A 25603-nucleotide genomic window follows, 5' to 3' on the forward strand; every position below is an offset into this window, starting at 1 on the left:
CCGCAGGCTGGATGGCGTCGGACCACTTCGGGCCGGGCAACCACGGAAGGAACACGGCATGAGCCTGCGAGGACAGCGGATCGTCGTCATCGGCGGTACGGCGGGAATCGGACTGGCGGTCGCGGAGGCCGCGGCGCGGGAGGGTGCGGAGGTGGTGGTCGCCTCGCGTCGGCAGGAGAGCGTGGACGCCGCGCTGAAGCGGCTGCCGGAGAGTGCCGAGGGGCACGTCCTGGACGCGACCGACGAGGAGACCGTACGCGGCTTCTTCGGGCGGATCGGCGGCTTCGACCACCTCGTCTACACGGCCGGTGAGTCGCTGCTGCTGGGGAGCCTCGCCGAGTCGGACCTCGGGCGGGCCCGGCGCTTCCTGGACACGCGGCTGTGGGGCGCGTACTCGGCCGTCAGGCACGGTGCCCCGTCGATCCGGCCCGGCGGCTCCGTCGTCCTGACGACGGGTACCGCCGCCCGGCGCCCGATGCCGGGCACGACCGTCGCGGCGAGCCTGTGCGGGGCGATGGAGTCACTCACCCGCGCGCTGGCCCTGGAGCTCGCCCCGGTCCGCGTCAACGTCGTCTCACCCGGAGTGATCCGCACCGAGCTGTGGCGCGACCTGCCCCAGGCGGAGCGCGACGGTCTGTACGCGTCCGCCGCCGGCTCGCTCCCCGTCGGCCGGGTCGGCGAGCCGGCCGACGTCGCCGAGGCGTACCTGTACCTGATGCGCGGCGGCTACAGCACCGGCTCGGTCGTCACGGTCGACGGCGGCGGAACGCTCGTCTGAGGCCACGACGGGAGCTGGTCCGGGGCTCAGGCCACGAACCGCACCTCGGCCGCCGTCACCACCGTCCCCAGCCGCGGGAAGTCCAGCCGCACCGACGCCTCGTGCTCGGCGGCCGTGAACGCGGCCATGGCGTCCTGGACGAAGACCAGGTCGTAGCCGAGATCCCCGGCGGCGCGGGCGGTGGACTCGACGCCGAGGTTGGTGGCGATGCCGCCGAACACGAGCGTGCCGACGCCGCGTTCACGCAGGAGGTCGTCGAGGCCGGTGCCCTGGAAGCCGCCGATCGTGCGCTTCACCACCTCCAGGTCGCCGTCCCGGGCGAGTCCCGCCACCAGCCCGCTGCCGGGCGGCTGTTCGGCGACGCCTTGGCGTTCGACGCGGACGAGGACGACGGTCGCGCCCGCCGAGCGGAAGGCGGTCGCCAACTCCTGGGCGGCGGACAGGACTTCGGTGCCCTTGCGGGGCTCCAGGGGCAGCGCGACGATCCGGTCCATCAGATCGACCAGGACGAGGGCGCTGCGCGCGGGATCGAGGGCGAGGGGTGCGGTCATGACGGAACGTTATCGGCCGTCAGCCGTCCGTACCGGAAATCCGGATCAACAGGCTCATGAACTGGTCGCGTTCGGCCGTCGAGAGCGGTGCGAGCAGTTCGTCGTTGGCCGTGCGGGCCGCCCGCTCGCAGCGCTTCAGCAGCCGTGCGCCCTGCTCGGTGAGTGACACCGCGTTCTTGCGCCGGTCCCCGGGGTCCGGCTCGCGGACGGCGAGACCCGCGGACTGCAGGTCATTGAGGATCCCGACCAGGTCCTTGGGGTCGAGCCGAACGCTGCGGCCGAGATCCGCCTGGGCGACGGGGGCGAGATCGCGGACGGCGGAGAGCACCACGTGGTGCCACATCTTCAGGCCCTCCGCGGCCAGCGCCTCGGCCACCAGGGCCCGGCCGCGGGCGGCGGCACGGCCGAGCAGCCAGCTGGGGAGGGAACGGATCGCTGCGAGCGGAGCTTCGGGCATGCCGACAGCCTAGCGAAAAGTCATTGGACTTCCCAACGAATCTTGACATACCGTTGGGGCTCCCAACGAATTTGGCGGGAGCCCCGACGCCTCATGAACACTCGCGCAGGGTCACGGAGAGTCGCGGATCCCCACACCCGTGGAGGTGCCATGCGCCGAGTCCGCTACGAATCCGCCGGCGGCCCCCTGTTCATGGAGGAGACCCCGGTCCCCGAGCCCGGTCCCGGCGAACTGCTCGTCCGCTGCGAGGCGGTCGGTGTCACGCTCCCCGTCGTCCGCAAGGTCACCGAGGCCGCCGAGCCGATCCCCTTGGGCGGCGAGATCGCGGGCGAGGTCGTGGCCGTCGGCGACGGCGTCACCCGCTTCCGCACCGGCGACCGCGTGACCGGGCTGTGCTTCGGGCACGGTTACGCCGACTTCGCGCTCCTGCACGACGCCATGGCCTCTCCGGTACCGGACGGCGCCTCGGCCGTGGACGCGGTCGCCCTCGTCCGCAGCGGCCTCGTCGCCCTCGGCGCTTTGGAGGCCGCCCGCCCCGAGCCGGGCGAGACGGCGTTGGTCACGGCCGCCGCGAGCGGAGTCGGCCATCTGGCCCTGCAGTTGGCCGGGTTGCGGGGCGCGGCCCGGGTGGTCGGGGCCGTGTCCGATCCGGCCAAGGCCGACTTCGTGCGCTCTCTCGGCGCCGACGACGTGGTCGTGTACGACGACGACAGTTGGGGAGATCCCGTCGATTACGTACTGGATGCGGTCGGCGGCGAACTGCTCACCCCGGCCGTCGCCGCACTCGCTCCCGGCGGGCGGTTGGTGGCGTACAGCTCGGGCGGCGGGACGATCCAGGCGTACGACCTGCTCGTCGGCGCCAAGTCCGTGATCGGCTTCCAGATGGCGCGGATCGCCCGCGGCGAGCCGGAGTTGTACGAGCTCTGGCGTCGTGAGCTGTGGCTACTGTTCGCGCAGGGTGCGCTGAAGCCCGCCGTGCACGGGGAGTTCGGGCTCGGGGACTCGGCGAAGGCACACACGGTGATCGAGTCGCGGAGCAACCTGGGAAAGGTGGTCCTGCGCCCCTGAAGTCCCGCCTCCGCACCCCGCGAATCCGCCTCCGCTCGGCCGAAATCTGCATCTATGCGTCAGCGCTGACGCTGCGTCACCACCCGTCCGGCGTAGTCGCCCGTCACCGCACACCCCGCTGGGGAGTGGCTCGTTACGTGGGGTGAGTTCTACGGGTCGCGGCCAGTGCGGCCCGTCGTCCAAGTAGGAGGCAGTCACTTGGATGCCGGCACCACCTTGCTCGGCTCGTTAATGGCAGCCGCGGGCGTTCTGGGGGCAGCCGCCGTGGCGTACCTGGGCAAGCGCGGGGAGACCGCGTTGAGCGGCTACTCCAGCCTGACCGACAAACTGCAGACCGAGCGCGACCGTCTGGAACGACAGGTCGCCGAACGGGACAGCCGCATCAGCGAGTTGTCCACGCTGCACACCGCCGATCAGTCGGAGATCGCGCGGCTCAGGCTAGACATCCACCGACTGGGAGGTGCGCCGTGAGGGCCCGTTTCGAGCGGCTGCTCGCCCCGCGCTGGCGCAGCGTCTTCCTCGTCTGCGTGCTGATCGCGCTCTCCGGTATCGCTGTGATCCTTTGGGCGCGCATCGACGCCGGGGACCGCCGCGCCGACCAGATGCAGGACGAGGCCGACCGCCGCGGCCAGGCCGTGTCCACGCTCGCCGGGGACGTCCGCGCCCTGCGCGCCCAGGTCCGGGCGGGCGGCGGCACCCCGGCCGCACCCGACCCGTCCGAGGCGGTCGACGACCTGCTCGACCGGATCCGGGTGCCGGCGGCCCTGCCCGGCGCCCGCGGTGAGAAGGGCGAGCGCGGCGCCACGGGCGCCGGCGGCGAGCCCGGAGCCACCGGTGCCAGCGGCACGAGCGGGCCGCGCGGCGAGCCGGGCCCGTCGGGGCCACCGGGACCCGAGGGACCGGAAGGGCAGGAAGGCTCCCCGGGCCCGTCCGGACCGCCCGGGGACCCCGGCCCCCGGGGGACCGACGGAGCCACCGGTGCCGAGGGCCGCTCGGGCGTCGACGGCACCCAGGGTTCCCAGGGTTCCCAGGGCCTCCAGGGCCCCAAGGGCGAGAAGGGGGACCCCGGTCCCAAGGGCGACCCGGGCCCCGCCTGCCCCGACGGCTACACGCTCCAGATCCCCGCCACCGACCCGGACGCACTGGTCTGCCGCAAGGCGGGCGCGGGCGCTCCGGCGCCGAGTCCCAATCCCGCGGCCGTACTTCCGATCCTCCCGGTCCTGCGGCGCCGCGATCCTGTCGAGTAGCTGCACGCTTCTTGTGAGGCTCCAGGCACCCCAACTAACCTCTGTGACGCGCACGTTGGACGTTGGATGTCCTGATGTCCAGACGCTGAAGGGCAGGTTCGCACCATGCCGTCAAGTCTTCGCGCACGTCTGAGAGCCGTCGTGACGGCGGTCGTCGTCACCGCGGCACTGGCCGCAATGCCGAATCCCGCACACGCCCAACCCCCCACCCAGACCAGTGACTTCGAGCAGCAGGTCATCTTCAAGGCCTCCCAGGACCCCGGCTACGCGTGCTTCCGCATACCGGCCGTCGTGAAGACCGCCGACGGCACGCTGCTGGCGTTCGCCGAGGGCCGGGTCCTCAACTGCGGGGACGCCGGCGACATCGACATCGTCCTCAAGCGCTCCACGGACGGCGGCCGCACCTGGGGCCCGCTCCAGGTCGTCAACCACGGTGGCGGCGACACGCACGGCAACCCGGCGCCGATCGTGGACCGCGAGACGGGCCGCATCCTGCTGGCCGAGACGTACAACACGGGCCGTGCGGACGGCGCCAGTTGCGCGGTGCCCTGCGACCGCACCCCGCACCTGCAGTACAGCGACGACGACGGACGCACCTGGTCCCAGCCGCGGGACCTGAGCTCCGAGATCCTGCCCGCGAACTGGAACTCCTGGTACGCCACCGGCCCCGTGCACGGCATCCAGCTCACCCGCGGCAGGCAGGCCGGCCGGCTGGTCTTCGGCGTCAACACCGAGACCTGGAACGGGAGTCGGGTCACCGCCAACCACGCGGCGCTGATCGTCAGCGACGACGGCGGCGACCACTGGCGGATCGGCGCCACGGACTCCTGGCCGATCGCCGACGACGGCACCTTCCGGCAGAAGCCCTCCGAGGTCACGCTCACCGAGCGCACCGACGGCTCCGTCCTTGTCAGCGGCCGCGAGCAGGACGGCACGGATCTCGGCCACCGCACCCAGGCGGTCAGCCGCGACGGCGGGGACAGTTTCGCCGCGCCCTTCCGCGACCTCCCGGACCTCTACGCGCCCCAGGTGCAGGGCTCGATGCTCCGCCTGGGCGACCGCATCCTGCTGGCCTGTCCCGGCGACCCCGACCGCCGCCGGACCATGATGATCCGCTCCTCCTACGACGGCGGACGCACCTGGGACAGCGTGGACCGCGGCACAGTCGTCACCACGGACTGGTCGGGCTACTCCGACATGGTGCGCGTGGACGACGACACCGTGGGGCTGATGTACGAGGGCGGAGCCGTGGACGCGCGCGACGAGATCCGCTTCGCCCGCTTCACACAGGACTGGCTGCAACCGCGTCGCGGCCCCGATCCGACCACGGTCGACCGCGCCCGGCACGCCTCACCGGCGGCCGTGCTCGGCGGCGCCCGCAGGACGGACGGCGTGTTCGGCGGGGCGCTGGAGTTCGACGGCGCCGACGACGCCGTACGCCTGCCGTATCGGGACCAACTGCCGCTCGGGGCAAAGGACTTCACGGCGTCGCTGTGGTTCCGGTACACGGCCACGAGCGGTGAGCAGCCGCTGTTGTGGATGGGCGGGATCGGCACCACTCAGCCGCAGGTCTGGCTGCGCGGCGATCCCGCGAACCATCGCATCCAGGGTCTGATCACCGTGCGCGACGGCGCGGCGGCCCCGCGGTCGGCGTCCGTCAGCACGGCCGGTGCGTACAACGACGGCGAGTGGCACCATCTGGCGCTGCGGCGCGGCGGTGGACAGTTGACGATCTCCGTCGACGGTGTGCGGTCCGCCGTCGCCGACGTACCGGGTTCGGTCAGCCGCAACTCGCCGTTCGGCGTGCACATCGGGCAGCGCATGGACAGCCGGGCCTTCTTCACCGGCGCGATCGACGACGTCCATGTGTGGGACCGGGCGCTGGGCGACGAGGAACTCGCCACCCGCGACACCTCGTTGAAGGACACCGTCCTGTGGCTGCCCATGGACCGTGTGAGCGGCAGCCACTAACGTCCCGTGGGTGCCCGACGACGTACGAGCACGACAGCGGACGGGAACCGGCCTCGGCCTGCTGCTGACCCTGGTTCTCGGCGCCGTGCTGCTCACCGCCCTCCCGGACGACGGCGAACGGGAGGGCGGCGGCTGCGGCCCGCACAAGGTCGCCTCGTGGTCGGCCGACGACCGTCTCACCGGCGAGTTCTCCCGCTACGGCGACGACGCGACCCGCACCGACGACTGGACCGGCGGCGACGGCACCCACTCCGTGCGGCTGCCGGACGGGCGGCTGCTGTGGCTGTTCTCCGACACCTACCTCGGCCAGGTGCACGGCCCGCCCAACCCGGTCGGCGAGTCGTCCGCCTGGCGGGACACGACGGCCCCGCTGGTGCGCAACTCCGCCGTGGTGATGGACGCAAAGGGCCGGCTGCGGAGCACGCTTGCCGCCCCTCTCTTCCCCGACCCCGCCCCGAACCAGTGGCGTTGGCCCGTCGCCGCCCGGGTCGAGCCCCGTTCCCCCGGCTCCTCCGAGCAGGTCGTCCGGGTGCTGTTGTGGGTGCGCACGGCCGGGCAGTCGCCGTGGATCTACGGGGTGCCCACCGCCACCGAGGTCGCCACCCTCTCCCTGCCCGAGCTGCGGGTCGAGTCGGTCGTGAAGGTGCTCGACCAGAGCCTGGTGCCCGATCCCTCCCGGCGGGTCCTGTTCGGCACGACGCTGGCCGAGAAGGGCGGGTGGACCTACGTGTTCGGCGGCGACGACGGGCAGGCCGCGTCCCGGCCGGCCTCGTCGGCGTATGTCGCGCGGGTGCCGCAGGGACGGCTCGGGGAGCCGGGCGCCTGGCAGTACTGGAACGGATCCGCCTGGGCGGCCGGTGCGCGCCCGCGCGCGGTGCTCGGCGACGGGCAGCGCACCGGAGTGGGCAGCGCGTTCTCGGTCGTCCGCGAGGGCGGCACGTACGTGCTGTTCACGATGGCCGCGGGCACCGAGGGGCTGACGACGGTGACGTCGTACTGGGCCTGCTCCCCCACCGGGCCGTGGCACGGGCCGACGAAGAACTTCAGCCCCTCGCTGCCGCGCGCCGGGGTCGCCGCGTACAACCCGCAGGTGCATCCCGAACTGAGCGGCGACGGACGGCTGGTGCTGAGCTACGACGTCAACTGGCTGGAGACGACCGGTGCTTCGGCGAGCATCAACGCGAATGTGACCCTGTACCGACCGCGGTTCGTGACGGTGCGGCTGGCGCGGACACGCTGACTTCCCCCGCGTCCTCACGAGGGTCGTGGGAGCGGTGCTTGGCGATCACCGCGCACACCATCAGCTGCATCTGGTGGAAGAGCATCAGCGGCAGCACGGCCAGCGAGGCGTGCGCGCCGAACAGGACGCTCGCCATGGGCAGTCCGGCGGCCAGGGACTTCTTGGAGCCTGCGAACTGGATGGCGATCCGGTCCTCGCGGTTGAACCGCAGCGCCCGGCCGCCGTACCAGGTCAGGACCAGCATCACCGCGAGCAGCACGGCCTCGACGACCAGCAGGCCGCCCAGCTGGGTCGGGCTCACCTGGTGCCAGATGCCCTGGACCATGCCCTCGCTGAACGCCGTGTAGACGACGAGGAGTATCGACCCGCGGTCGACCAGACCGAGGACCTTCTTGTGCCGGGCGACGAACCCTCCGATCCACCGGCGCAGCACCTGCCCGGCCAGGAACGGCACGAGCAGCTGCAGCACGATCTGGACGAGCGAGTCGACCGAGAACCCGCCGGCGCTGTTGCCCAGCACGGCGGCCGCGAGGAGCGGCGTGACGACGATGCCGACCAGGGACGAGAAGGAGCCCGCGCAGATCGCTGCAGGCACGTTTCCGCGGGCGATCGACGTGAAGGCGATCGAGGACTGGATGGTCGACGGGACGAGCGTGAGGAAGAGCAGGCCCTGATAGAGCGGGTGGGTCAGGAGGGCCGGGACGAGGCCGCGGGCGGCCAGACCCAGCAGCGGGAAGACGAGGAACGTACAGGCAAGGACCGTGGCGTGGAGCCGCCAGTGCTTGAGCCCGTCCATCGCCTCACGGGTGGACAGCCGGGCACCGTACAGGAAGAAGAGGAAGGCGATCGCAGCCGTGGAGGCACCGGAGGACACGTCGGCCGCGACCCCGCGCGCCGGGAGGAGCGCCGCGAGACCCACCGTCCCCAGCAGTAGCAGGATGTACGGGTCGATCGGCATCCAACTCGGCCATTGCAGGCGTTTCACGGTGCTCCACGTGCTGATTGCTGTCGGCGGTCCGGTATCTGTGCGGGCCCGGAGGACCCCCGCTCATCGTCCTCCTCCGGGAACTGATCGGGAATCCGTCATACCCCTCTGACTGTCATCACGATCCGCGATAACCCGCTACCGTTGCCCGTATGTACGACCCCTCCCACCTGCGCACCTTTCTGGCGGTCGCCCAGACCCTCAGCTTCACGCAGGCCGCGCGGCGGCTCGGGCTGCGTCAGTCGACGGTCAGCCAGCACGTGCGGCGGCTCGAGGACGCCACCGGGCGCCAGCTGTTCACGCGGGACACCCACTCCGTGGAGCTGACGGAGGACGGCGAGGCGATGCTCGGCTTCGCGCGGCGGATCCTGGAGGTGCAGGAGCAGGCGTCGGCGTTCTTCACGGGCACGCGGCTGCGCGGCCGGTTGCGCTTCGGCGCCTCCGAGGACTTCGTGCTGACCCGCCTGCCGGAGATCCTGGAGGGCTTCCGGTACGACCATCCCGAGGTGGACCTGGAGCTGACGGTCGAGCTGTCCGGCACGCTGCACGAACAGCTGGAGTCCGGGCAGCTGGACCTGGTGCTGGCCAAGCGGCGCCCCGAGGACCGGCGGGGCGAGCTGGTCTGGCACGACGAACTGGTGTGGATCGGGGCGGAACGACTGCGTCTGGACGCCGACCGCCCGGTGCCGCTCATCGTGTATCCGCCGCCGGGCATCACCCGTGCGCTCGCTCTGGAGGCGTTGGAGCGGCAGGGGCGCAACTGGCGCATCGCGTGCACGAGCGGCAGCCTCAACGGCCTGATCGCCGCCGCCCGCGCGGGCCTGGGCGTGATGGCGCACTCACGCGGCCTCGTCCCGCCGGGCCTGGTCCGCGTCCCCGACCGGTTCGGACTCCCCGAACTCGGCCGCGTCGACTTCGTCCTCGTCCACGGCCACCGCCGCGCCTCGGCACAGGACGCGGCGGACGCGCTCGCGGGCGCGATCCTGACGGGCGGGGAGCGACTGCAGCGGCGTTAGGGCCTGTTGCGAGAGTCCCGCCTGCCCCGCGACGCCTGCACGCACTCTCGCCGCAGGGCCCGCCCCACGGGCGGACGACGGGACTCTCGCAACAGGCCCTAGCGGGTGGGCAAGGGGTAGGTCAGCTGCTTCACCCGCCGCAGAAACGGCGTCGCCTCCACCTGCTGGACGCCCTCCAGCCGGCCCAGCGGCCCGCTCAGGTAGGCATAGAGGTCCGCCGTGCGCCGGGCCAGCACGCTCACGACGATGTTCGTCGCGCCCGCTGTCGCGGAGGCATGGGCGACCTCGTCGTGGTCGGCGATGGCCTCGCCGACGGAGTGCAGAGCGGCGGGCGAGGTGGTGATCCACAGGAGGGCCGCCACCCGCTGGTCGAAGATCCTCGGGTCGTACTCCACGTCGATGTACACGGCGCCCGAGGCAAGCAGGGCGGCCAAACGGCGTTTGGCCGCGGACTCGGAACAGCCGGTGGCGCGCTGCAGTTCGGGGTAGGTGGCGCGCCCGTCCCGCTCCAGGACGGTCAGCAGCGGCTCGTCCTCCGGGTCGATGCGGGCCGGCCCCCGCTCGGGTGCCGGCGCGGGGCTCAGGGCGGCGACCTGCTCGTCGGTCAGGGCACGGAACTTGCTGACCCACCCGTTGACCCCGCCGTAGAACCGGTGCAACAGCTGGTGGGCGCGGATCTCCATCACCCTCGGGGTACGCGGCAGTTTGCCGAGCAGCAGGTCGTCCTGGTCGCCGGGGCTGCGCGGCTTGGTCAGGCAGAGAACCTCGGTGCCGCCGGAGGCAAGCCCGACCCAGTACGTGTCGGGGCGCTTGGCGAGCGCGTCACCGATGGCCAGGGCGCTGTCGGGCGCGCACCGCACCCGCAGCATCCACTGGTCCTGGCCGAGGGCGTAGGCGTCCCGTTGCGCGACGACCCTCAGCCCTCCCTCGGCGCACAGCCTGCGGTAGCGGCGCGCGACAGTCTGGTCCGAGACGCCGAGCACCGCCCCGATCCGGCTGAAGGAGGCCCGGCCGTCGACCTCGAGCGCCGACAGCACCTGCAGGTCGAGCTGGTCGAAGGTGTGGGATTCCATCTCCATCGCGGCACTCCTGTCGGATTCCGTCGCCGAGCCGCCGGTTTCCGCCGCGATCAGCCGCGGCTCACCCATCGTACGGAGACATACGGAGGCATGCGCATCCGACGCAGAAGAAGCAAGCGGAAGAAGCAGGAAGCAGAGGGAGTCGAGGACATGCGTACATGGGGGCCGCTGACGGCCATATGCATGGGCACGTTCATGTTGTTGCTGGACGTGACGATCGCGGTGGTCGCGTTGCCGGACATGGCCCGGTCGCTGCACGCGTCGCTGAGCGATCTGCAGTGGGTGATGGACGGGTACGCGCTGGCGCTGGCCGCGCTGCTGCTGGGGATCGGTGCCGCGGCCGACATCCTGGGGCGGCGCCGGGTGCACGTCGCGGGCGTGGTGGTGTTCGCGTCGGCGTCGCTGCTGTGCGGCGTCGCGAGCGGGCCGGGGATGCTGGTCGCCGCGCGCGGGCTGCAGGGTCTCGGCGCGGCAGCGATGTTCGCGACGACGCTGCCGCTGCTCGGCTCCATCTACCAGGGCAAGCAGCGCTCGGTGGCGCTCGGCGTGTGGGGCGCGGTCAGCGGCGCGGCGGCCGCGGTCGGCCCGGTGGTCGGCGGACTGCTGACGGACGGGCCCGGCTGGCGGTGGATCTTCTACGTCAACCTGCCGGTGAGCGTGATCGCGGTGTGGCTCACGCTGCGAGTGGTCCCGGAGTCGCACGGTTCGCGGGCACGGCGGATCGACTGGGCGGGCACGGTCACGTTCGCGGCCTTCGCCGCCGCGCTGACGTACGGCGCCGTGCGCGCCGGACAGCACGGCTGGGGCGAGACGGGCACCCTCGTCACCTTCGCGGCCGGTGTCGTGGCACTGGGCTGCTTCCTCGCCGTCGAGCGGCGCGGCGCCGACCCGCTGCTGGATCCGCGGCTGCTCCTGAAGCCGGCGTTCTCGGGCGTCATGGTGGGCGCGCTCGCCTTCAACGGGGCGGCGTTCAGCCTCATGGCGTACGACTCGATCTGGCTGCAGACGCTGCTCGGGATGAGTCCCGTGCGCGGTGGGCTGGTCTTCCTGTGGATGTCGCTGTCGGCGTTCGTGGTGGCGGCGGCCGGCGGGCGGCTGCTGCACGGGGTGCCGGCCCGGATCACCATCGGCGGCGGGCTGCTGCTGATCGGTTCGGGGCAGTTCTGCATGACCGGCCTGGACGCGGGCTCGACGGCGACCGCGCTGGTGCCGGGCCTTGTGCTCGTCGGTGTCGGTACGGGTCTGGTCTCGCCCGGCCTCGCGGGCGCCGCGCTGGCCGCCGTACCGCCGGAGCGGGCCGGTATGGCGGGCGGCGCGGTCAACACCTTCCGCCAGCTCGGCTACGCGCTCGGCATCGCCGTCTACGGCACCGTGCTGACCTCTCGCATGCAGGACACGCTGCCGCACGACGCGGCCCACGCACTCGCGGGCGGCGCGGCCGGGGCCCTGCGCGGCGCCTTCCCCGAACACGTGCTGCGGGCCGCGTTCGCGTCGGGGCTCAACACCGCGGCGGTGGTGGCGGGTTTGACCGCGACGGTCGCCGGAGCGCTGGTGATCGCCCTGGTCAGGACGGGTCGGCCGGCTCGGACGGGAGCGACGGAATCGGCCGCTCCGACGCTGGAGAAGGAGGGAGCCGAACCCCGCTGACGAGGCCGCTGACATGGGCTCGGAGGGCCGTAGCCAGGTCGTACAGATTCAGTGGAGATTACGGGACCGAAACTTACTCAACCGTCAGGTTTCTGTCCGACCCTTCCGGATGTGAGCGTATTTTCCGGCCGTGACCAGCGTGTACCTGAGCCCTGCTCGGTTTCGACCCCCCTCCCGCCCTGTCCCCGTGTGGGGTAGCTTTCACGGCGCTGTGGGGAGAGTCACCCAAAGAGAAAGCGCTGAGGAGCGGGGAGCGGGGTTTGCGCGAGTTCACCAACCCTCCGTTGGCGTTGTCACCGCCCGTGGGCGGCATGGCCGACGTCGTCTTCGAGCGTGCCGAGGCAGACCCGCTGCACATCGCCCTGGGCCGCAAGGACGACGACGGGCAGTGGCGCGACGTCACGTCGGCCGAGTTCCGGGACGAGGTGCTGGCCCTCGCCAAGGGGCTGCTCGCCCGGGGCATCCGGTTCGGCGACCGCGTCGCGATCATGTCCCGTACCCGCTACGAGTGGACGCTCTTCGACTTCGCCCTGTGGTCGATCGGCGCCCAGGTGGTGCCGATCTACCCCACCTCCTCGGCCGAGCAGTGTTTCTGGATGCTCTACGACGCCGAGTGCTCCGCGGCGATCGTGGAGCACGAGGACCACGCGATGACGATCGCCACCGTCATCGACCGGCTGCCGCAGCTGCACCAGCTGTGGCAGCTGGACAACAACGCCGTGCAGGAGCTCTACGACGCCGGCGCGCACCTCGACGACGACCTGGTGCACCGGCACCGGCAGGCGGTCACCCCCGATTCGACGGCGACGATCATCTACACCTCGGGCACCACGGGCCGGCCCAAGGGCTGCGTCATCACCCACAGCAACTTCATGAGCGAGGCGGACATAGTCGCCGAGCACATGGAGCCGGTGTTCCACTCCAAGAAGGGCGACGAGGCGTCGACCCTGCTGTTCCTGCCGCTCGCCCACGTCTTCGGGCGGATGGTGCAGGTCACCGCGATCCGCCACGGGATCCGCTTCGGCCACCAGCCGCAGCTGAACGCGGCCGCGCTGCTGCCGGACCTCCAGGTGTTCAAGCCGACGTTCATCCTCGCGGTGCCGTACATCTTCGAGAAGGTCTTCAACGCCTCCCGCCGCAAGGCGGAGAAGGACGGCAAGGCCGGGCCGTTCGAGAAGGCCGTCGAGATCGCCGTGAAGTACGCGGACGCCGTCGAGGCGAAGGCCTGGGGCATCGGGCCGGGCCCGTCGGCGGGTCTGCGCATGCAGCACCAGCTCTTCGACAAGCTCGTCTACTCCAAGGTGCGCGCCGCGATGGGCGGCCGCCTCCGCAACGCCATTTCGGGCGGCTCGGCGATGGACCGCAGGCTCGGCCTGTTCTTCGCGGGCGCGGGCGTGCAGATCTACGAGGGCTACGGCCTCACGGAGTCGACGGCGGCCGCCACCGCCAACCCGCCCGAGCGCACCCGCTACGGCACCGTCGGACAGCCCATCCCGGGCGTCACCGTGCACATCGCGGACGACGGCGAGATCTGGCTGCACGGCCCCCAGATCTTCGAGGGCTACCTCAACAACCAGAAGGCCACGGACGAGACCCTGCACGACGGCTGGCTCGCCACCGGCGACCTGGGCGCCCTCGACGAGGACGGCTTCCTGACGATCACCGGCCGCAAGAAGGAGATCCTGGTGACCTCCGGCGGCAAGAGCGTCTCCCCCGGTGTACTGGAGGAGCGGGTGCGCGACCATCCGCTGGTCAACCAGTGCATCGTCGTCGGCAACGACCGCCCCTACATCGCGGGCCTCGTCACCCTCGACCAGGAGGCCGTCGAGCACTGGCTGACCATGCGGGGCAAGCCGCAGATGCCCGCGGCCCAGCTGGTGCGCGACGCCGACCTGGAGACGGAGGTGCGGCGCGCGGTGGTGGCCGCCAACACCCTTGTCTCGCAGGCCGAGTCGATCCGCACGTTCCGGATACTGGCGCAGCCGTTCACCGAGGAACACGGGCTGCTGACGCCGTCGCTGAAGCTGAAGCGCAAGGCGATCGAGAACGCCTACGCGAACGAGGTGGAGGCCCTCTACCGGGCCTGAGCCCGGCAGCGGACCTCCCACCGGGTCAGCTGATGTTCACGCGGAAGATCTGGTCCGAACCGTCCGCCTGGTTTCCGTTGTTGTCGCAGTTGGTGGTGGACAGCCACAGCTGGTCGGCGCCCGGCACCTTGGTGACCGTACGCAGCCGGCCGTAGGTGCCGACGTAGTACGCCGTCGGCGTGCCGACGCTCTCGTTGTCCCCGTTGATCGGGATGCGCCACAGGCGTTCGCCGCGCAGGGACGCCATGTAGACCACGTTGCGGACGATGGCGATGCCGCTGGGCGAGGCCTCGTTGACGTTCCAGGTGGCCTTGGGGTTGGTCATCCCGGAGACGTTGCAGTTGCCCTCGCAGGTGGGCCAGCCGTAGTTGGCGCCCGGCTTGATGAGGTTGAGTTCGTCCTTGGAGCTGTTGCCGAACTCCGCTTCCCACAGGCGGCCGTTGCGGTCGAAGGCGAGGCCCTGCGGGTTGCGGTGCCCGAGGCTGTAGACGTAGTTGCCGAACGGGTTGCCGGGGGCCGGCTTGCCGTCGGTGGTCATGCGCAGGATCTTGCCGTTGAGGGAGTTCTTGTCCTGCGCGAGGTCGGGTGTCTGGGCCTCGCCGGTGGAGACGTAGAGGTAGCCGTCGGGGCCGAAGGCGAGGCGGCCGCCGTTGTGGTAGCGGTTCTTCTTGATGCCCTGGAGCAGCACCTTGTAGTCGCTGAGCTTGGTGCCGTCGTACGTCATGCGGACCACACGGTTGCCCTCGGACGCGGTGTGCATGAAGTAGACGTAGTGGTTGGTCTCCCACTTGGGGTCGACGGCGACGCCGAGGAGGCCGCCCTCGCCGTTCGTGGTGACCGCGTTGGGTACCGTGCCGACCTGGGTCTTCGCGCCGTTCTTCGTCACCTTCCAGACGCGGAAGTCGTCCCGCTCGGTGACCAGCGCGGTCTGGCCGTCGGGCATCCAGTAGGTGCCCCAGGGGATCGTCCAGCCGGTGGACAGCGTGCCGATGGAGGAGGGGACGCCGCCGTCGGTCGCGCAGGCCTTGGTCGTGAAGGTGACGGTGTTGCTCGGCTCGGAGACGTTGCCGGCCGCGTCACGTGCCACGACGTTCAGCGCGTACGGGCTGTTGCAGGCGAGCCCGGTCAGCGAGGTCGACGTACCGCTCGTGACCGTCTTGTAGACCGTGGTGTCACTGCGCACGTCGTACGCGACGACCGCCTTGTCGTCCGTCGAGGCGCCCCAGGTCAGTTGGGCGCTGTTCGCGGTGACGTCGGCGGCGGAGAGGGTGCCCGGCTTCGTCGGCGCGGTGGTGTCGGAGCTGGGCTTGGTGGTGCAGTCGACGACCGGGCTGGCCGAGGAGGTGTTGCCGGCCGCGTCGCGGGCGATGACGGTCAGGTTGTAGGTGGTGTTGGGGGTCAGGCCGGTCAGTGCCTTGCTGGTCGAACTGCCCGTCGCCTCACTGATCTTGTTGCCGTGTTCGTAGATGTCGTACGCCGTGACACCCACGTCGTCGGTCGAGGCGCCCCAGTTCAGCGTGAGGCCGTCCTCGCCGATGTCCGAGCAGCTGGGCTGGCCGGGACGGGTCGGGGCCTGGGTGTCGCTCGCCGTACCGATGCTGATGCGGTCGAGGTTGGGGCCGCCGTTCGCGGTGGTGGCCGTGGCGCGGATCTTGTTGGAGCCCGCGGTCAGCGGGACGTCGACCGCTTTGGTCACCCAGGTGTTCCAGTCGGCGGTGGCCGGGAAGGAGACGGCTGCGGCCACCACCTTGCCGCCCACGGAGATGTCCATCGGGCGGTCCACGGCGGTCCCGTTGGCGTACCGCAGGGTGACCGAGGCGGTGCCCGCGGCGGCCGCGCTCACCGTGAACTCCACCGAGGAGCCCTTGACGTTGGTGTAGTCGACGAAGCCGGTGCCCGTGTATCCGGTGTGGTTGGTGGCCACCGTGCCCTGCGAGATGGCCGCGTCCTCGGCCTGGTAGTCGGTGGCCGCGTGGGCCGCGCCGCCGCTGAGACCGGCGAGCGGGACGGCCAGGGCCAGGGCCAGGCCGTAGCTGAGAGCTCTGTCGCGTTTCATGATTGCCCCCTGAGTTGGCCGTTGACCGGGTTCACTCGGATCAGCCGTGTTTCGCCCGGCCGCAGCGTCGCGCTGTACGAGTCCGCGATCACACCCTTGTGGGAGCCGGACCAGAGGTCGGTGACGTCGCCGGAGCCGGCGAAACCCACCTGCGACCAGTTCACCGTGACCGTCGAGCTGCCGGACGTACCGGTGTTGAACAGCGCGACGACGTAGGCACCGCTGTTTTCGCGTTTGCTCCAGACCTGCTTGACACCGCTGTTCACCACCCGTTTCGCGGCGACCCCGTCCTGGTCGACGCCGATCAGCCGGTCGTTGGTGAGCATCGCCTTGTCGACGGAGTCGAGGTGGGTGAGGTCGGTACCGAGCAGCAGCGGCGAGGCTGCCATCGCCCAGAGGGTGAAGTGCGAGCGCCGCTGGTCGGCCGTCAGGCCCACCTGGTCGCCGTTGCCGAGTTCCAGCGAGTCGAGGTCGTTCCAGCCGCCCGGACCTGCGTACGGCTGCCAGGACGCGGCCGTGTTGAAGCGGGCAAAGACGTGGGACCAGTCGGTCAGCGGATAGCCGCTGCCGTTGGAGCCGGGGCCGCAGTAGCACTCCACGTCGCCCTGGGTGCGCCAACTGTTCGCGAGTTTACGCCAGGTGGGGGCGTCGGCGAGGGAAAGGTTGTTGGACAGCGCGAAGTTGATGGGCCGTCCGGTGGCGCGCAGGGCCTTGTCCCAGGCCTGGACGTCGGGGATGTCCTGGCTGCCGACGCCGTCGATCTTCAGGTAGTCGACACCCCAGGAGGCGAACTGCCGCGCCCACGAGTTCACGAACTCCTGCGCGCCCGGCTTCCCGTAGTCGATGTAGTACATGTTCTTGCAGTTGTAGTTCTTCTCCGTCTTCGACGTGTCCGCGATGTCCTTCGCGTGGTACGAGGTCCCCTCGATCGGCGTGTTCTTGGTGACGGCGTTCTTGGCGATGCCGGGCGTGACGTAGAAGCCGAACTTCAGGCCCTTGGCGTGGATGTAGTCGGCCAACGCCTTGATGCCGGAGGGGAACTTGGCCGGGTCGACGGCCCAGCGGCCGTAGGAGTCGACGACGAAGCCGTTGCTGTCGCACTTCTGCCAGAAGTCGTCGAGATTGATGTAGACGAAGCCGTGGTCCTTGAGGCCGGTCGATGCCAGGGCGTCGGCCTGCGCCTTGATCTTCGCCTCGGTCGGCTGGCGGCGGACGAAACTCCAGCTGCTCCAGCCCATTGCGGGCCGGACGGACTGCCCGTTGTCCGAGGCCGGTGCGAAGGCCGCCGGGGCTGCGGTGCAGTTCTCCGTGGACCCGCTGCCCGACACCCGCAGTGCCCCGCCGGAGGAGTTGTGGCTGTCCGCCAGGCAGTACCCGGTGACGTTCTGGAAGCCCGCGTCGAAGGGCGAGTCGCTGCCGCGCTGGGCCGTGAAGCGCGTGAACCGGATGCCGCTCGCCGCGTTGGCGAGGACGGCGGGCCGGCCGTCGTTCGCGGCGAACCTGACCGAGCTGTCGGTGAATTGGACGTTGTCGGCGTTGTGGAGGTACCAGCCGTAGGCCGGGCGGGTGCCGATGGCCTTGGGGTTGTAGTCGTTCGGGTCGTTGCTCGGCACCGCGGTGGACATGGTGCCATTGCCGCCGGGAACGGTGATGTGGACGTTGTTGAAGGTGACCCCGTTGATGCGGTGGCCGGTCTCGCCCCACAGAGTCGGGCTGAACGAGGGGCTGTTGCCGGTCGCCGTGATGTTGTCGTACGTGACATCGCTGATCGATCCGATGCCGGGACTGTTGCCGCACCGCTTGCGGGTGCCGATCTTCTGCATGATCGGCGAGTGGACGCCGGTCATGGTGATGTCCCGGTAGTGGACGTCGGAGATCTTCGCGCCGTCCATCGACACCATGCCGAGCCCGGACTTGTCGGCGCCCTCGATGCGGATCTTCTCGAACTGGTAGTCCGAGAAGTCGCCGCAGGTCTCGGAGCCGAACATCAGGGCGTTGCAGCACTTCGCCGAGAGATACGAACTGCTCACCCGCACATGGCCGTTGGCGAGCTTGGCGCCGAGGGCGTAGTCGCTCTTGAAGACGAGTGCGTCGTCGTTGGCCTTGATGTTCGCGTTAGTGATCGTGACGTCGGTCGTGGAGATGACGTTCCAGCCGTCGCGGTCGCTCGCGGTGTCGATGTTGAGATGGTCGGAGGTGACGTTCTTGCAGCCGTTGATGAGGGCGGCGAAGTGGCCGCCGCGGCGGAGCGTGAGACCGTCGCCGATCCTGAGCCCGTCGCACCGAGTCAGCGAGATGATCTTGTCGGCCTCGCCGGAGCCGGGGTTGCCGGTGATCAGGTTGCCCATTCCGTCGATGACACCCTGGCCGACGAAGCCGATGTCGGTCAGCCGGTCGCCGTAGATCATCGCGTCGTGGAAGTGGCTGTGCCCGTAGTCCTGGTAGGCGTCGTTCGGGTTGGGCTCGGCCTTGTCGTACGTGTCGGCGCTGGAGCCCTGGATCGTGGCGCCCTTGTCGACCTGGAGCGTCACATGGCTCTTCATGTGGATGGTGTTCTTGGACTTGTAGGCGCCGGCCGGGAAGCGGACGGTGCCGCCGCCCGCCGAGCCGGCGGCCGTGATCGCCTTGTCGATGGCGGGGGTGTCGTTGGCGGATCCGTCGCCCTTGGCGCCGTAGGCCCGCACGTCGAAGACGGGGACGGCCGGGTGCGGTGCGGGCGGTTGGGCCGCGAGGGCCGAGGGGTGGGTGAGTCCGAGGACGACGGCGAGGACGCAGAGGACGATCGCCGCCGCACCCTTCCGTCGAGCGGTGGGGGGTTGCATGTGACGGCTCCTCAGACGAGTTGGTAGCCGCGGAGGTTGGTGAGCAGCAGGTAGGTGTTCTGCAGCGAGCCCGAGGTGTCGCCCAGGGAGCGGTAGATGCCCCACTTCGGGCGGACCCGGTCGGCGAGGAAGGTGTCGACGCCGGTCTTCGACTTGTCGATGACGGTCGTGGAGCCGGACTTGAGGATCCAGCGGACCGAACCCGCCGAGCCGTTGCCGACCTTGATCTGGAAGTCGACGTCGGTCCATTTGTCGTGCAGCGGGTCGAGGTTCGTACGGCCGATCAGGATGTCGTCGATGGCGAGCTTCAGCTCGATGGTCTGCACGCCGTTCACGCGGCGCAGCGACTGCACGACGATCGGGGAGGTGCCGCTGCCGGGCTGCTTCATCTGCATGATGTGCGTGAAGGTGGTGGTCGCCTTGAGCGAGCTCGGGATGTACATCGAGTACGTGAGCCGCCAGGTCTGGCCCTCGTTCCACTTCAGGTAGTTGCTGCCGCTGCCGTTGCGCAGGCCGGTGACCTCCTGGCGCTGGCGGTCGGTCGACGTGTCGCGGTCGACCGTGTGCATGTTGAAGCGCCAGTTGTCGCCGGTGGCGAAGATGTGCGGATGCCCGGCGGGGTGCGAGTCGGCGCGGTCGTCCTCGACGGTCTCGAAGGCGCCGAGCCCGTCACTGCTCGCCGACGGTGCCCACTTCTGCTGCCAGGAGGCGGCGTGGGCCGTGCCCGGCAGACCGACGGCGGCTCCGGCCGCGCCGCTCAGCGCGGCACCGAGCAGCGCTCTTCTGGATGTGCCCATGACATCAATCTCCTCGCAGCTGTTCGTTCATGATCAGGAAGGCGCCCAGTCCGTGGAAGTCGTTGGTGGCCCTGGTGCGGTCGACGTAGTACGCGTAGTCGCCGACGTTCGTGCCGATGGTGATGTCGGCGAGATCGGTGCGGCCGTCCGCTCCGACCGAGAGTTTCGCCAGAACACCCTGGTAGCCGCGCCGGGCGACCGCCGCGTAGTGCGGGTCGAGGTATTTCTGCTGGGCGCCGCGCGAGAGGGCGTAGGTGAACATGCTGGAGCAGGAGGTCTCGGTCCAGTTGTCGCTGCGGTCGCCCTTGTCCATCACCTGGAACCAGCGCCCGGTCGCGGGGTCCTGGTACTTCTCCAGGCCTGCCGCCAACTTCCGGAAGATGCCCAGGAGTTGGGCCCGGCGTGGATGGTTCGCCGGGATGGCGTCCAGCACGTTCACGATCGCCATCGAGTACCAGCCGACCGCGCGGCACCAGTGCTCGGGCGCCAGACCGGTCTGCGGGTCGGCCCAACTCGCGGTCCTGGACTCGTCGTAGGCGTGCTTGAGCAGTCCGCTGCCGACCTGCAGATGGCTTCCGTAGACGTAGAGCTGCTTCGCGGCCTCGTCGTTCGTGTACGCGCTGTCGCCGAACTCCTTGCCGTACTCGACGAGGAACGGGTTCACCATGTAGACGCCGTCCGCCCACAGTTGGTGGGCCCGGCTGGCGGTGTCGGCATGCCAGAAGCCGCCGTCGCTCGTGCGCGGGTAGGTGTTGAGGCGGTCGCGGATCTTCTTCGCCGCCTTGCGGTAGCGGTCCTGGCCCGTCTCGTGGTGCAGGATCACCAGGAGCCGGCCGGCCTGCATGCTGTCCAGACTGTTGAAGGACTGGTCGATCGAGCCGTCGCTCTTCACGAAGCGGTCGACGTAGGACTTGATGTAGGCGAGGTAGCGGGCGTCGTGGGTGCGCCGGTAGGTGAGGTACTGACCGTAGAGATACAGGCCGACCGGGTACGACCAGCCGCCGATGGTGCTCGGCGTGTAGCGGGCCATCGTGGAGTCGATGACGGCCTTGGACCAGTCGGGGGCGGCCGCCGGACGACGTGCGGCGGTGGCTGCTAAGGCCGTTGGCGGGGATGCGGCCGCGGGCAGGGCGACCAGGGTTGCGGTGGCGAGCACGAGGCTCGTCAGTGCCGTTCGCAGACGACGGCGTCTCATGTTCCTCCCTCTCGACAAGTCGGGGAGACACGGAAACATCGGAGGAAAACCGAACCAAATGTTCACACTCGTGTTTTGAGTTCAGTGACTCGTTCAAGTGCGGATCCAGGGTTGCCCCAGGACGTTCCGTGGTCAATGGTCCGGACCGCAGAGGTCGGATGCATTTCCGGCCAATCTCGGGGCGCAGCAACTGACTCATCGGTCAGTTCGGACGGATTCTCCCGTCAGGAATGCATTACGGCCCGTGATCGTTGACGATGGGGGTACCACATGACGACAACCGTAAGGATCAAGAGCTCGTGAGCAGCAAGGTCCCCCCGATCATCCTCAACAACGGCGTCGAGATGCCCCAGCTGGGCTTCGGCGTCTGGCAGGTGCCGGACGACGAGGCGGAGCGGGCGGTCGCCACCGCGTTGGAGGCCGGGTACCGCAGCATCGACACAGCGGCGATCTACGGCAATGAAGAGGGCACCGGCAAGGCGATCGCGACCGCCGGCATCCCCCGCAAGGACATCTTCGTCACCACCAAGCTCTGGAACGGCGACCAGGGCTACGACTCCACACTGCGCGCCTTCGACACCTCACTGGACAAGCTCGGCCTGGAGTACGTCGACCTGTACCTGATCCACTGGCCGACGCCGGAGCGGGACAAGTACGTCGACTCCTACAAGGCGTTCGAGAAGCTGCACGCCGACGGCCGTATCCGTGCCATCGGCGTCTCCAACTTCGAGCCGGAGCACCTGGAGCGGCTGATCGGCGAGACCTCGGTCATCCCGGCGGTCGACCAGATCGAGCTGCACCCGCATCTGCAGCAGCACGCGGCCCGTGAGTACCACGCGGAGCAGGGCATCGCCACCGAGGCCTGGTCGCCGCTCGGCTCGGGCAAGGGCCTCCTGGAGGTCCCGGCGATCGTCGCCATCGCCCAGAAGCACGGCCGCACCCCGGCCCAGGTCGTGCTGCGCTGGCACCTCCAGCTGGGCAACGTCGTGATCCCCAAGTCCGTGACGCCGTCCCGGATCAAGGAGAACATCGAGGTCTTCGACTTCAGCCTGGACACCGAGGACCTGGCGGCGATCAGCGCACTGAACGAGGACCGCCGGCTCGGCCCCGACCCGGTCACCTTCAACGCGGGCTGACACCCGCCCCGGACGAGCGTCCGCCCCGCCGTGCGACTCCCGCACGGCGGGGCGGACGTGTGCGGAGCCCGGCTGGTCGCCCAACTCCCGTGCCGGACGCGTCAGTCGCCCCGCACGTCCGTGAAGACGATCTCGAACTCTTCCAGTGACGTGACGGTCACATGCGCCTTGGCCGCGCCCTCGTGCCGGGCGGCCGCCTGGACTCCGCGGGACGCGACGAGGGACTGACGGTCCGTGAACAGGGCACCGACCAGGCCGCGTCCGCGCTCCCGGTCGACGAGCAGGGACGTCCTGGCCAGCCCCGGCAGGGTTTCGAGCCTGGGGACCACCGACGCCCGGAAGGTCTCGGCGAGCAGATCCACGTCCGCGGGGTCGAACTCCAGCCGGGTGATGCGCAGTCCGCCGCGCGCCTCCGGCTGCCGGACCTGGTGGAAGACCACGGCCTCGTAGTTCTCGACCGAGGTCGTCGCCGCGAACGGCTCCAGCATCGCTCCACGCCGCTCACGCATGATCTCGTCGCTGTTGCGCCGGGCCTTCTCGGACTCCCACCAACTCACCCCCAGCACCTTGCCGAGCTCCCGGTCCACGAAGATGCCTGCCCCGCGATAGCCCGGACGCTCCTCCAGCAGTTCCCGCCCCTGCGAGTTCAACGCCCTGATGGCCGTGTCGATCTTCGCCGGATCGCCGGTCGTGTACACCGTGCGTACGAACATGACGCCTCGCCTCCCAGGAAATCGGGCACAGATCCGGAATGTTCGATATCGCCAGTCTTCCTCTGTGGGCAATCCGTCGCAATCAGGGCGGGATGTAGAAGTCCAGACCAAGGGTCTTGACGGGGCCACGCAAACGGGGCCACCTTGTACGGCACCCGAGTAAGGAAACTTTCCTAACAGAAGGGTCCCCCACAGTGCGCATACGAACACTGACCCTCGCCGCGGCCTCCGGGGCCGCCCTGCTCGCCGCCGGAGTGCTCCCCGCCAGCGCTTCCGGCGCATCAGGACCGTCGTCCACCAAGGAGGGCTCGGTCAGCGCGGCCGACCTGCTCGCCAAGGTGAAATCCTGTTCCCAGATCTCGAACGGCAAGTACAAGACCGACGACGAGACGTCGGCCACGATCCCCGTGTGCGGCAAGAACGGCGCCGTGTTCTGGAAGGCCGACATGGACGTCGACTGCGACGGCCAGCGCACCTCGAAGTGCAGCGAGGACACCGACCCCTGGTACCAGGACGACACGGCGTTCCACCAGTCCAACGGCAAGCCGTTGAAGGCCGATTCACTGCCGTACGTGGTCGTGCCGAGCTCCAGCAGCATCTGGAACTACTCCAGCGCCGGTATCAAGGGCGGCGGAGTGGTCGCCGTGATCTACAACAACAAGGTCGAGTACGCCGTCGTCGGCGACACCGGCCCCACGAAGATCATCGGCGAGGCCTCCTACGCCACCGCCAACTCCCTCGGTATCGACCCCGACCCGGAGAACGGCGGCACCGACTCCGGCGTGACCTACATCCTGTTCAAGAACTCGAAGGTCTCCCCCATCGAGAGCCACAGCGCGGCGGTCTCGCTGGGGGATCAGCTCGCGAAGCAGTTCCTGCAGAACAACTAAAGGATCCCGCAGGTCAGTTGGGCTGTCCCATCGGCCGTACGACGACGGTGTTGATGTCGACGCCGTCGGGCTGCCGGACGGCCCACACGACCGAGTCGGCGATCTGGTCGGCGGTGAGCAGCCGGCCCGGCGGCAGGCTGCCGAGGCCGTCCCAGAACGGGGTCTCCACGCGGCCCGGGGCGATCAGGGTCACCCCCACGCCCCACTCGGTGACCTGACGGCGGGTGTTCTCGGCGAGACCGGTCACCGCCCACTTCGTCGCCCCGTAGATGTTGCCCGGCCCGTTCACGAACCCGGCGACGCTGCCGACCAGCACGATCCGGCCCCGCGTCTCCTTGAGGGCGTCGATCGACGCCCTGATGAGGAGCGCGGGGCCGAGCACGTTGGTCAGCACCATCTCGCTCCAGCCGGCGGGGTCGCCCTCCGCGACGGAGTCGTGGGTGGCCACGCCGGCGTTGGCGACGACCGTGTCCAGTCGGCCGTAGGCCTCGAGCGTACGGTCGACCGCCGACTGGATGTCGTCGTACTCGGCCGCGTTGCCGACGATCGTCAACAGACCGTCCGGGTCGCCGAGTTCCTTCGCGAAGCGCCGCAGCCGTTCCTCTCCGCGACCGGTGACGGCCACCCGGTGCCCCGCGTCGAGCAGTTGCCGCGCGACGGCGGCGCCGATGCCGCTGCCGCCGCCGGTGATGAGTGCGACGGGAGAATCGGTACTGGTGGTCATGGTTACCCCCTGGTTCGGCATAAGGGGGAGTCCATCATTTGGAGCGCTCTCGAAGTCAAGGGCTGCAGGTGTCGCGGTACGGCACGGACGGCAGGTATTGCTGCCACTCGGCCGCGGTGGCACCGCCCCCGGCCCGCGCGCACACCTCGGCCGCGGCCGCACTCGGCCTCAACGGGCTTGTCCGGTCCGGGAGATGAGGCGTGGCGATGTGCAACTCCCGCGCGCCGGAGCCGAATCCGACGGCGAGGACGGGGCCGTCGCCCGCCGGTATCGTCGCCGCGGGCAGCCTGGTCCGGGCCGTCTCCCACACCTGTACCGAGCCGTCGGCGGAACTTGCCGCGAAGAGGGAGCCGTCGGCGGAGAACGCCAGGGCCGAGTCCACCAGGGTGGAGCCGTTCGGCCGGAGGACCGCGATCCTGCGCCAGGTGCGCGCATCCCACAGCGTGAGGCGGCCCGAGGCGTCCTCTGCGGCGAGGTAGCGCGCGTCGGGGCTGAAGGTGCCCGCGCTCAGGAAATCCTCGCCCTCGACTCCTCCCGTACGCCTTCTGCCGGTCGCGACGTCGACGAGCGTCCCCTCGGAGGTCAGCGCGGTGCGGCCGGTGGGGTCGACGGCGGTGGTGACCTCCTTGTTGACGACCGGAGGTTCGTGGGCCTTCACCGGTCGGCCGCGCGTGTCGAACGCGACGTGGGCCGCCGCCTTCCCGCGCCAGGCCGGGCCCATCAGCCCGTGCAGCGACAGTGTGTGCACGATGCTGGTCCGCCCGCCCTCGCGGTAGCTCAGCACTCCCGCCTCCGGATCCAGCCGGAAGTCGCCGATCGTCAGGGCGGCCGCCGGGTAGGTGAGCAGCGGCGTACGCCCGCTGTCGTCCGCGGGGGCCGGGAGGTCCGTGCGCCACAGGGAGAAGGAACCCGGGGTCCACGCAAGGGCGTAGGCGCCGGGGGCGTTCACGGCCGGTGACGAAGTCCCAGGTCACGATGCCCGCGGAGGTGGCGGCCGCGACGGCACGGCCGTCGGGGGTGAAGACGAGCTCCTCCCCCTCGCACAGCAGCCGCTCGGTCGAGCGGGGCGGGTGGGTGGCGAGCAGCCGGCCCTTCGCGAAGTCGAGGACGCGCAGCCGGGTGTCGCCGTGCCCGCACCAGGCGA

22 protein-coding genes are annotated in these 25603 nt (G+C 70.2%); 11 read left to right on the top strand and 11 right to left on the bottom strand.

The window, feature by feature from the left end; genetic code table 11:
* Window positions 1–58: 58 nt before the first annotated feature.
* On the top strand, window positions 59–778 hold the full coding sequence (locus tag OG303_RS11565; protein WP_405867521.1) for an SDR family oxidoreductase: 720 nt from the start codon (window positions 59–61) through the stop codon (window positions 776–778).
* Window positions 779–804: 26 nt separating this feature from the next.
* On the opposite strand, the gene OG303_RS11570 is transcribed toward OG303_RS11565, so the two are convergent.
* A complete protein-coding gene (locus OG303_RS11570) occupies window positions 805–1329 on the bottom strand; it encodes an isochorismatase family protein (RefSeq protein WP_405867523.1) in 525 nt (174 codons plus the stop codon).
* Window positions 1330–1348: 19 nt separating this feature from the next.
* Window positions 1349–1786: a MarR family winged helix-turn-helix transcriptional regulator gene (locus tag OG303_RS11575; RefSeq protein ID WP_405867525.1), complete on the bottom strand. Its 438-nt coding sequence runs from the start codon at window positions 1784–1786 to the stop codon at window positions 1349–1351.
* 150 nt (window positions 1787–1936) lie between these two features.
* Between OG303_RS11575 and OG303_RS11580 the strand changes: the two genes are divergently transcribed.
* The 5 genes from OG303_RS11580 to OG303_RS11600 all read left to right on the top strand — a co-directional run bounded on the left by OG303_RS11580 (window position 1937) and on the right by OG303_RS11600 (window position 7312).
* On the top strand, window positions 1937–2854 hold the full coding sequence (locus OG303_RS11580) for a zinc-binding alcohol dehydrogenase family protein (protein ID WP_405867527.1): 918 nt from the start codon (window positions 1937–1939) through the stop codon (window positions 2852–2854).
* 198 nt (window positions 2855–3052) lie between these two features.
* Entirely contained in the window at window positions 3053–3325 is a 273-nt protein-coding gene (locus tag OG303_RS11585) for a hypothetical protein (RefSeq protein WP_405867529.1), read from the top strand.
* Window positions 3322–4101: a collagen-like protein gene (locus OG303_RS11590; RefSeq protein ID WP_405867531.1), complete on the top strand. Its 780-nt coding sequence runs from the start codon at window positions 3322–3324 to the stop codon at window positions 4099–4101. The genes OG303_RS11585 and OG303_RS11590 overlap by 4 nt, the downstream gene beginning before the upstream one ends.
* A 105-nt stretch (window positions 4102–4206) precedes the next feature.
* Window positions 4207–6072 (top strand): exo-alpha-sialidase, encoded by a 1866-nt coding sequence (locus OG303_RS11595; RefSeq protein ID WP_405867533.1) that lies wholly within the window; start codon window positions 4207–4209, stop codon window positions 6070–6072.
* Between the two features lie 10 nt (window positions 6073–6082).
* Window positions 6083–7312 carry a DUF4185 domain-containing protein gene (locus OG303_RS11600; RefSeq protein WP_405867535.1) on the top strand — a complete coding sequence of 410 codons (1230 nt, stop codon included), beginning with the start codon at window positions 6083–6085 and terminating at the stop codon, window positions 7310–7312.
* Here the strand turns inward: OG303_RS11600 and OG303_RS11605 are convergent.
* Window positions 7248–8270, bottom strand: a complete 1023-nt coding sequence (locus OG303_RS11605; protein WP_405877199.1) for a bile acid:sodium symporter family protein — start codon at window positions 8268–8270, stop codon at window positions 7248–7250. The genes OG303_RS11600 and OG303_RS11605 overlap by 65 nt on opposite strands.
* Window positions 8271–8449: 179 nt before the next feature.
* Here OG303_RS11605 and OG303_RS11610 point away from each other — a divergent pair, with 179 nt between their 5' ends.
* Window positions 8450–9313 carry a LysR substrate-binding domain-containing protein gene (locus tag OG303_RS11610; protein ID WP_405867537.1) on the top strand — a complete coding sequence of 288 codons (864 nt, stop codon included), beginning with the start codon at window positions 8450–8452 and terminating at the stop codon, window positions 9311–9313.
* A gap of 98 nt (window positions 9314–9411) precedes the next feature.
* Here the strand turns inward: OG303_RS11610 and OG303_RS11615 are convergent, their stop codons facing one another.
* Window positions 9412–10392: an Lrp/AsnC family transcriptional regulator gene (locus tag OG303_RS11615; protein ID WP_405867539.1), complete on the bottom strand. Its 981-nt coding sequence runs from the start codon at window positions 10390–10392 to the stop codon at window positions 9412–9414.
* A 150-nt stretch (window positions 10393–10542) separates the two neighbouring features.
* Here OG303_RS11615 and OG303_RS11620 point away from each other — a divergent pair, with 150 nt between their 5' ends.
* Both OG303_RS11620 and OG303_RS11625 read left to right on the top strand, forming a co-directional pair.
* Window positions 10543–12039, top strand: coding sequence for an MFS transporter (locus tag OG303_RS11620; protein WP_405867541.1), 1497 nt, complete (start codon window positions 10543–10545; stop codon window positions 12037–12039).
* A 260-nt stretch (window positions 12040–12299) separates the two neighbouring features.
* On the top strand, window positions 12300–14126 hold the full coding sequence (locus OG303_RS11625; protein ID WP_405867543.1) for an AMP-dependent synthetase/ligase: 1827 nt from the start codon (window positions 12300–12302) through the stop codon (window positions 14124–14126).
* A 25-nt stretch (window positions 14127–14151) separates the two neighbouring features.
* On the opposite strand, the gene OG303_RS11630 is transcribed toward OG303_RS11625, so the two are convergent.
* From OG303_RS11630 to OG303_RS11645, 4 genes are read right to left on the bottom strand one after another with little or no spacing between them, the layout of a single operon-like run.
* Window positions 14152–16182: a PQQ-dependent sugar dehydrogenase gene (locus tag OG303_RS11630; RefSeq protein ID WP_405867545.1), complete on the bottom strand. Its 2031-nt coding sequence runs from the start codon at window positions 16180–16182 to the stop codon at window positions 14152–14154.
* Window positions 16179–19004: a glycosyl hydrolase family 28 protein gene (locus tag OG303_RS11635; RefSeq protein ID WP_405867547.1), complete on the bottom strand. Its 2826-nt coding sequence runs from the start codon at window positions 19002–19004 to the stop codon at window positions 16179–16181. The genes OG303_RS11630 and OG303_RS11635 overlap by 4 nt, the downstream gene beginning before the upstream one ends.
* 11 nt (window positions 19005–19015) lie before the next feature.
* Complete coding sequence (locus tag OG303_RS11640) at window positions 19016–19801, bottom strand: Tat pathway signal sequence domain protein (protein WP_405867549.1); 786 nt, start codon at window positions 19799–19801, stop codon at window positions 19016–19018.
* Between the two features lie 4 nt (window positions 19802–19805).
* On the bottom strand, window positions 19806–20996 hold the full coding sequence (locus OG303_RS11645; RefSeq protein ID WP_405867551.1) for a glycoside hydrolase family 105 protein: 1191 nt from the start codon (window positions 20994–20996) through the stop codon (window positions 19806–19808).
* 299 nt (window positions 20997–21295) lie between these two features.
* On the opposite strand from OG303_RS11645, the gene OG303_RS11650 reads away from it, so the two are divergent.
* A complete protein-coding gene (locus OG303_RS11650) occupies window positions 21296–22132 on the top strand; it encodes an aldo/keto reductase (RefSeq protein ID WP_405867553.1) in 837 nt (278 codons plus the stop codon).
* A gap of 101 nt (window positions 22133–22233) precedes the next feature.
* Here the strand turns inward: OG303_RS11650 and OG303_RS11655 are convergent, their stop codons facing one another.
* Window positions 22234–22845, bottom strand: a complete 612-nt coding sequence (locus OG303_RS11655; RefSeq protein ID WP_405867555.1) for a hypothetical protein — start codon at window positions 22843–22845, stop codon at window positions 22234–22236.
* A gap of 194 nt (window positions 22846–23039) precedes the next feature.
* Here OG303_RS11655 and OG303_RS11660 point away from each other — a divergent pair, with 194 nt between their 5' ends.
* Window positions 23040–23735, top strand: coding sequence for a glycoside hydrolase family 75 protein (locus OG303_RS11660; RefSeq protein WP_405867557.1), 696 nt, complete (start codon window positions 23040–23042; stop codon window positions 23733–23735).
* A 13-nt stretch (window positions 23736–23748) separates the two neighbouring features.
* Here OG303_RS11660 and OG303_RS11665 read toward each other — a convergent pair whose 3' ends face one another.
* Window positions 23749–24459, bottom strand: coding sequence for an SDR family oxidoreductase (locus OG303_RS11665; RefSeq protein WP_405867559.1), 711 nt, complete (start codon window positions 24457–24459; stop codon window positions 23749–23751).
* A gap of 55 nt (window positions 24460–24514) precedes the next feature.
* Complete coding sequence (locus OG303_RS11670; protein ID WP_405877201.1) at window positions 24515–25180, bottom strand: WD40 repeat domain-containing protein; 666 nt, start codon at window positions 25178–25180, stop codon at window positions 24515–24517.
* Between the last annotated feature and the right edge of the window lie 423 nt (window positions 25181–25603).

The sequence above is a fragment of the Streptomyces sp. NBC_00005 genome (assembly GCF_045160215.1).
GTDB lineage: Bacteria > Actinomycetota > Actinomycetes > Streptomycetales > Streptomycetaceae > Streptomyces.

Excerpts from the sequence above, each read along its gene's own strand:
- OG303_RS11620 (WP_405867541.1), top strand. The coding sequence starts at position 10,543 with ATGCGTACATGGGGGCCGCTGACGGCCATATGCATGGGCACGTTCATG.
- OG303_RS11570 (WP_405867523.1), bottom strand. The coding sequence starts at position 1,329 with ATGACCGCACCCCTCGCCCTCGATCCCGCGCGCAGCGCCCTCGTCCTG.
- OG303_RS11565 (WP_405867521.1), top strand. The coding sequence starts at position 59 with ATGAGCCTGCGAGGACAGCGGATCGTCGTCATCGGCGGTACGGCGGGA.
- OG303_RS11615 (WP_405867539.1), bottom strand. The coding sequence starts at position 10,392 with ATGGAGATGGAATCCCACACCTTCGACCAGCTCGACCTGCAGGTGCTG.
- OG303_RS11670 (WP_405877201.1), bottom strand. The coding sequence starts at position 25,180 with ATGGGCCCGGCCTGGCGCGGGAAGGCGGCGGCCCACGTCGCGTTCGAC.
- OG303_RS11580 (WP_405867527.1), top strand. The coding sequence starts at position 1,937 with ATGCGCCGAGTCCGCTACGAATCCGCCGGCGGCCCCCTGTTCATGGAG.
- OG303_RS11610 (WP_405867537.1), top strand. The coding sequence starts at position 8,450 with ATGTACGACCCCTCCCACCTGCGCACCTTTCTGGCGGTCGCCCAGACC.
- OG303_RS11635 (WP_405867547.1), bottom strand. The coding sequence starts at position 19,004 with ATGCAACCCCCCACCGCTCGACGGAAGGGTGCGGCGGCGATCGTCCTC.
- OG303_RS11655 (WP_405867555.1), bottom strand. The coding sequence starts at position 22,845 with ATGTTCGTACGCACGGTGTACACGACCGGCGATCCGGCGAAGATCGAC.
- OG303_RS11665 (WP_405867559.1), bottom strand. The coding sequence starts at position 24,459 with ATGACCACCAGTACCGATTCTCCCGTCGCACTCATCACCGGCGGCGGC.
- OG303_RS11640 (WP_405867549.1), bottom strand. The coding sequence starts at position 19,801 with ATGGGCACATCCAGAAGAGCGCTGCTCGGTGCCGCGCTGAGCGGCGCG.
- OG303_RS11605 (WP_405877199.1), bottom strand. The coding sequence starts at position 8,270 with ATGCCGATCGACCCGTACATCCTGCTACTGCTGGGGACGGTGGGTCTC.
- OG303_RS11595 (WP_405867533.1), top strand. The coding sequence starts at position 4,207 with ATGCCGTCAAGTCTTCGCGCACGTCTGAGAGCCGTCGTGACGGCGGTC.
- OG303_RS11575 (WP_405867525.1), bottom strand. The coding sequence starts at position 1,786 with ATGCCCGAAGCTCCGCTCGCAGCGATCCGTTCCCTCCCCAGCTGGCTG.
- OG303_RS11645 (WP_405867551.1), bottom strand. The coding sequence starts at position 20,996 with ATGAGACGCCGTCGTCTGCGAACGGCACTGACGAGCCTCGTGCTCGCC.
- OG303_RS11630 (WP_405867545.1), bottom strand. The coding sequence starts at position 16,182 with ATGAAACGCGACAGAGCTCTCAGCTACGGCCTGGCCCTGGCCCTGGCC.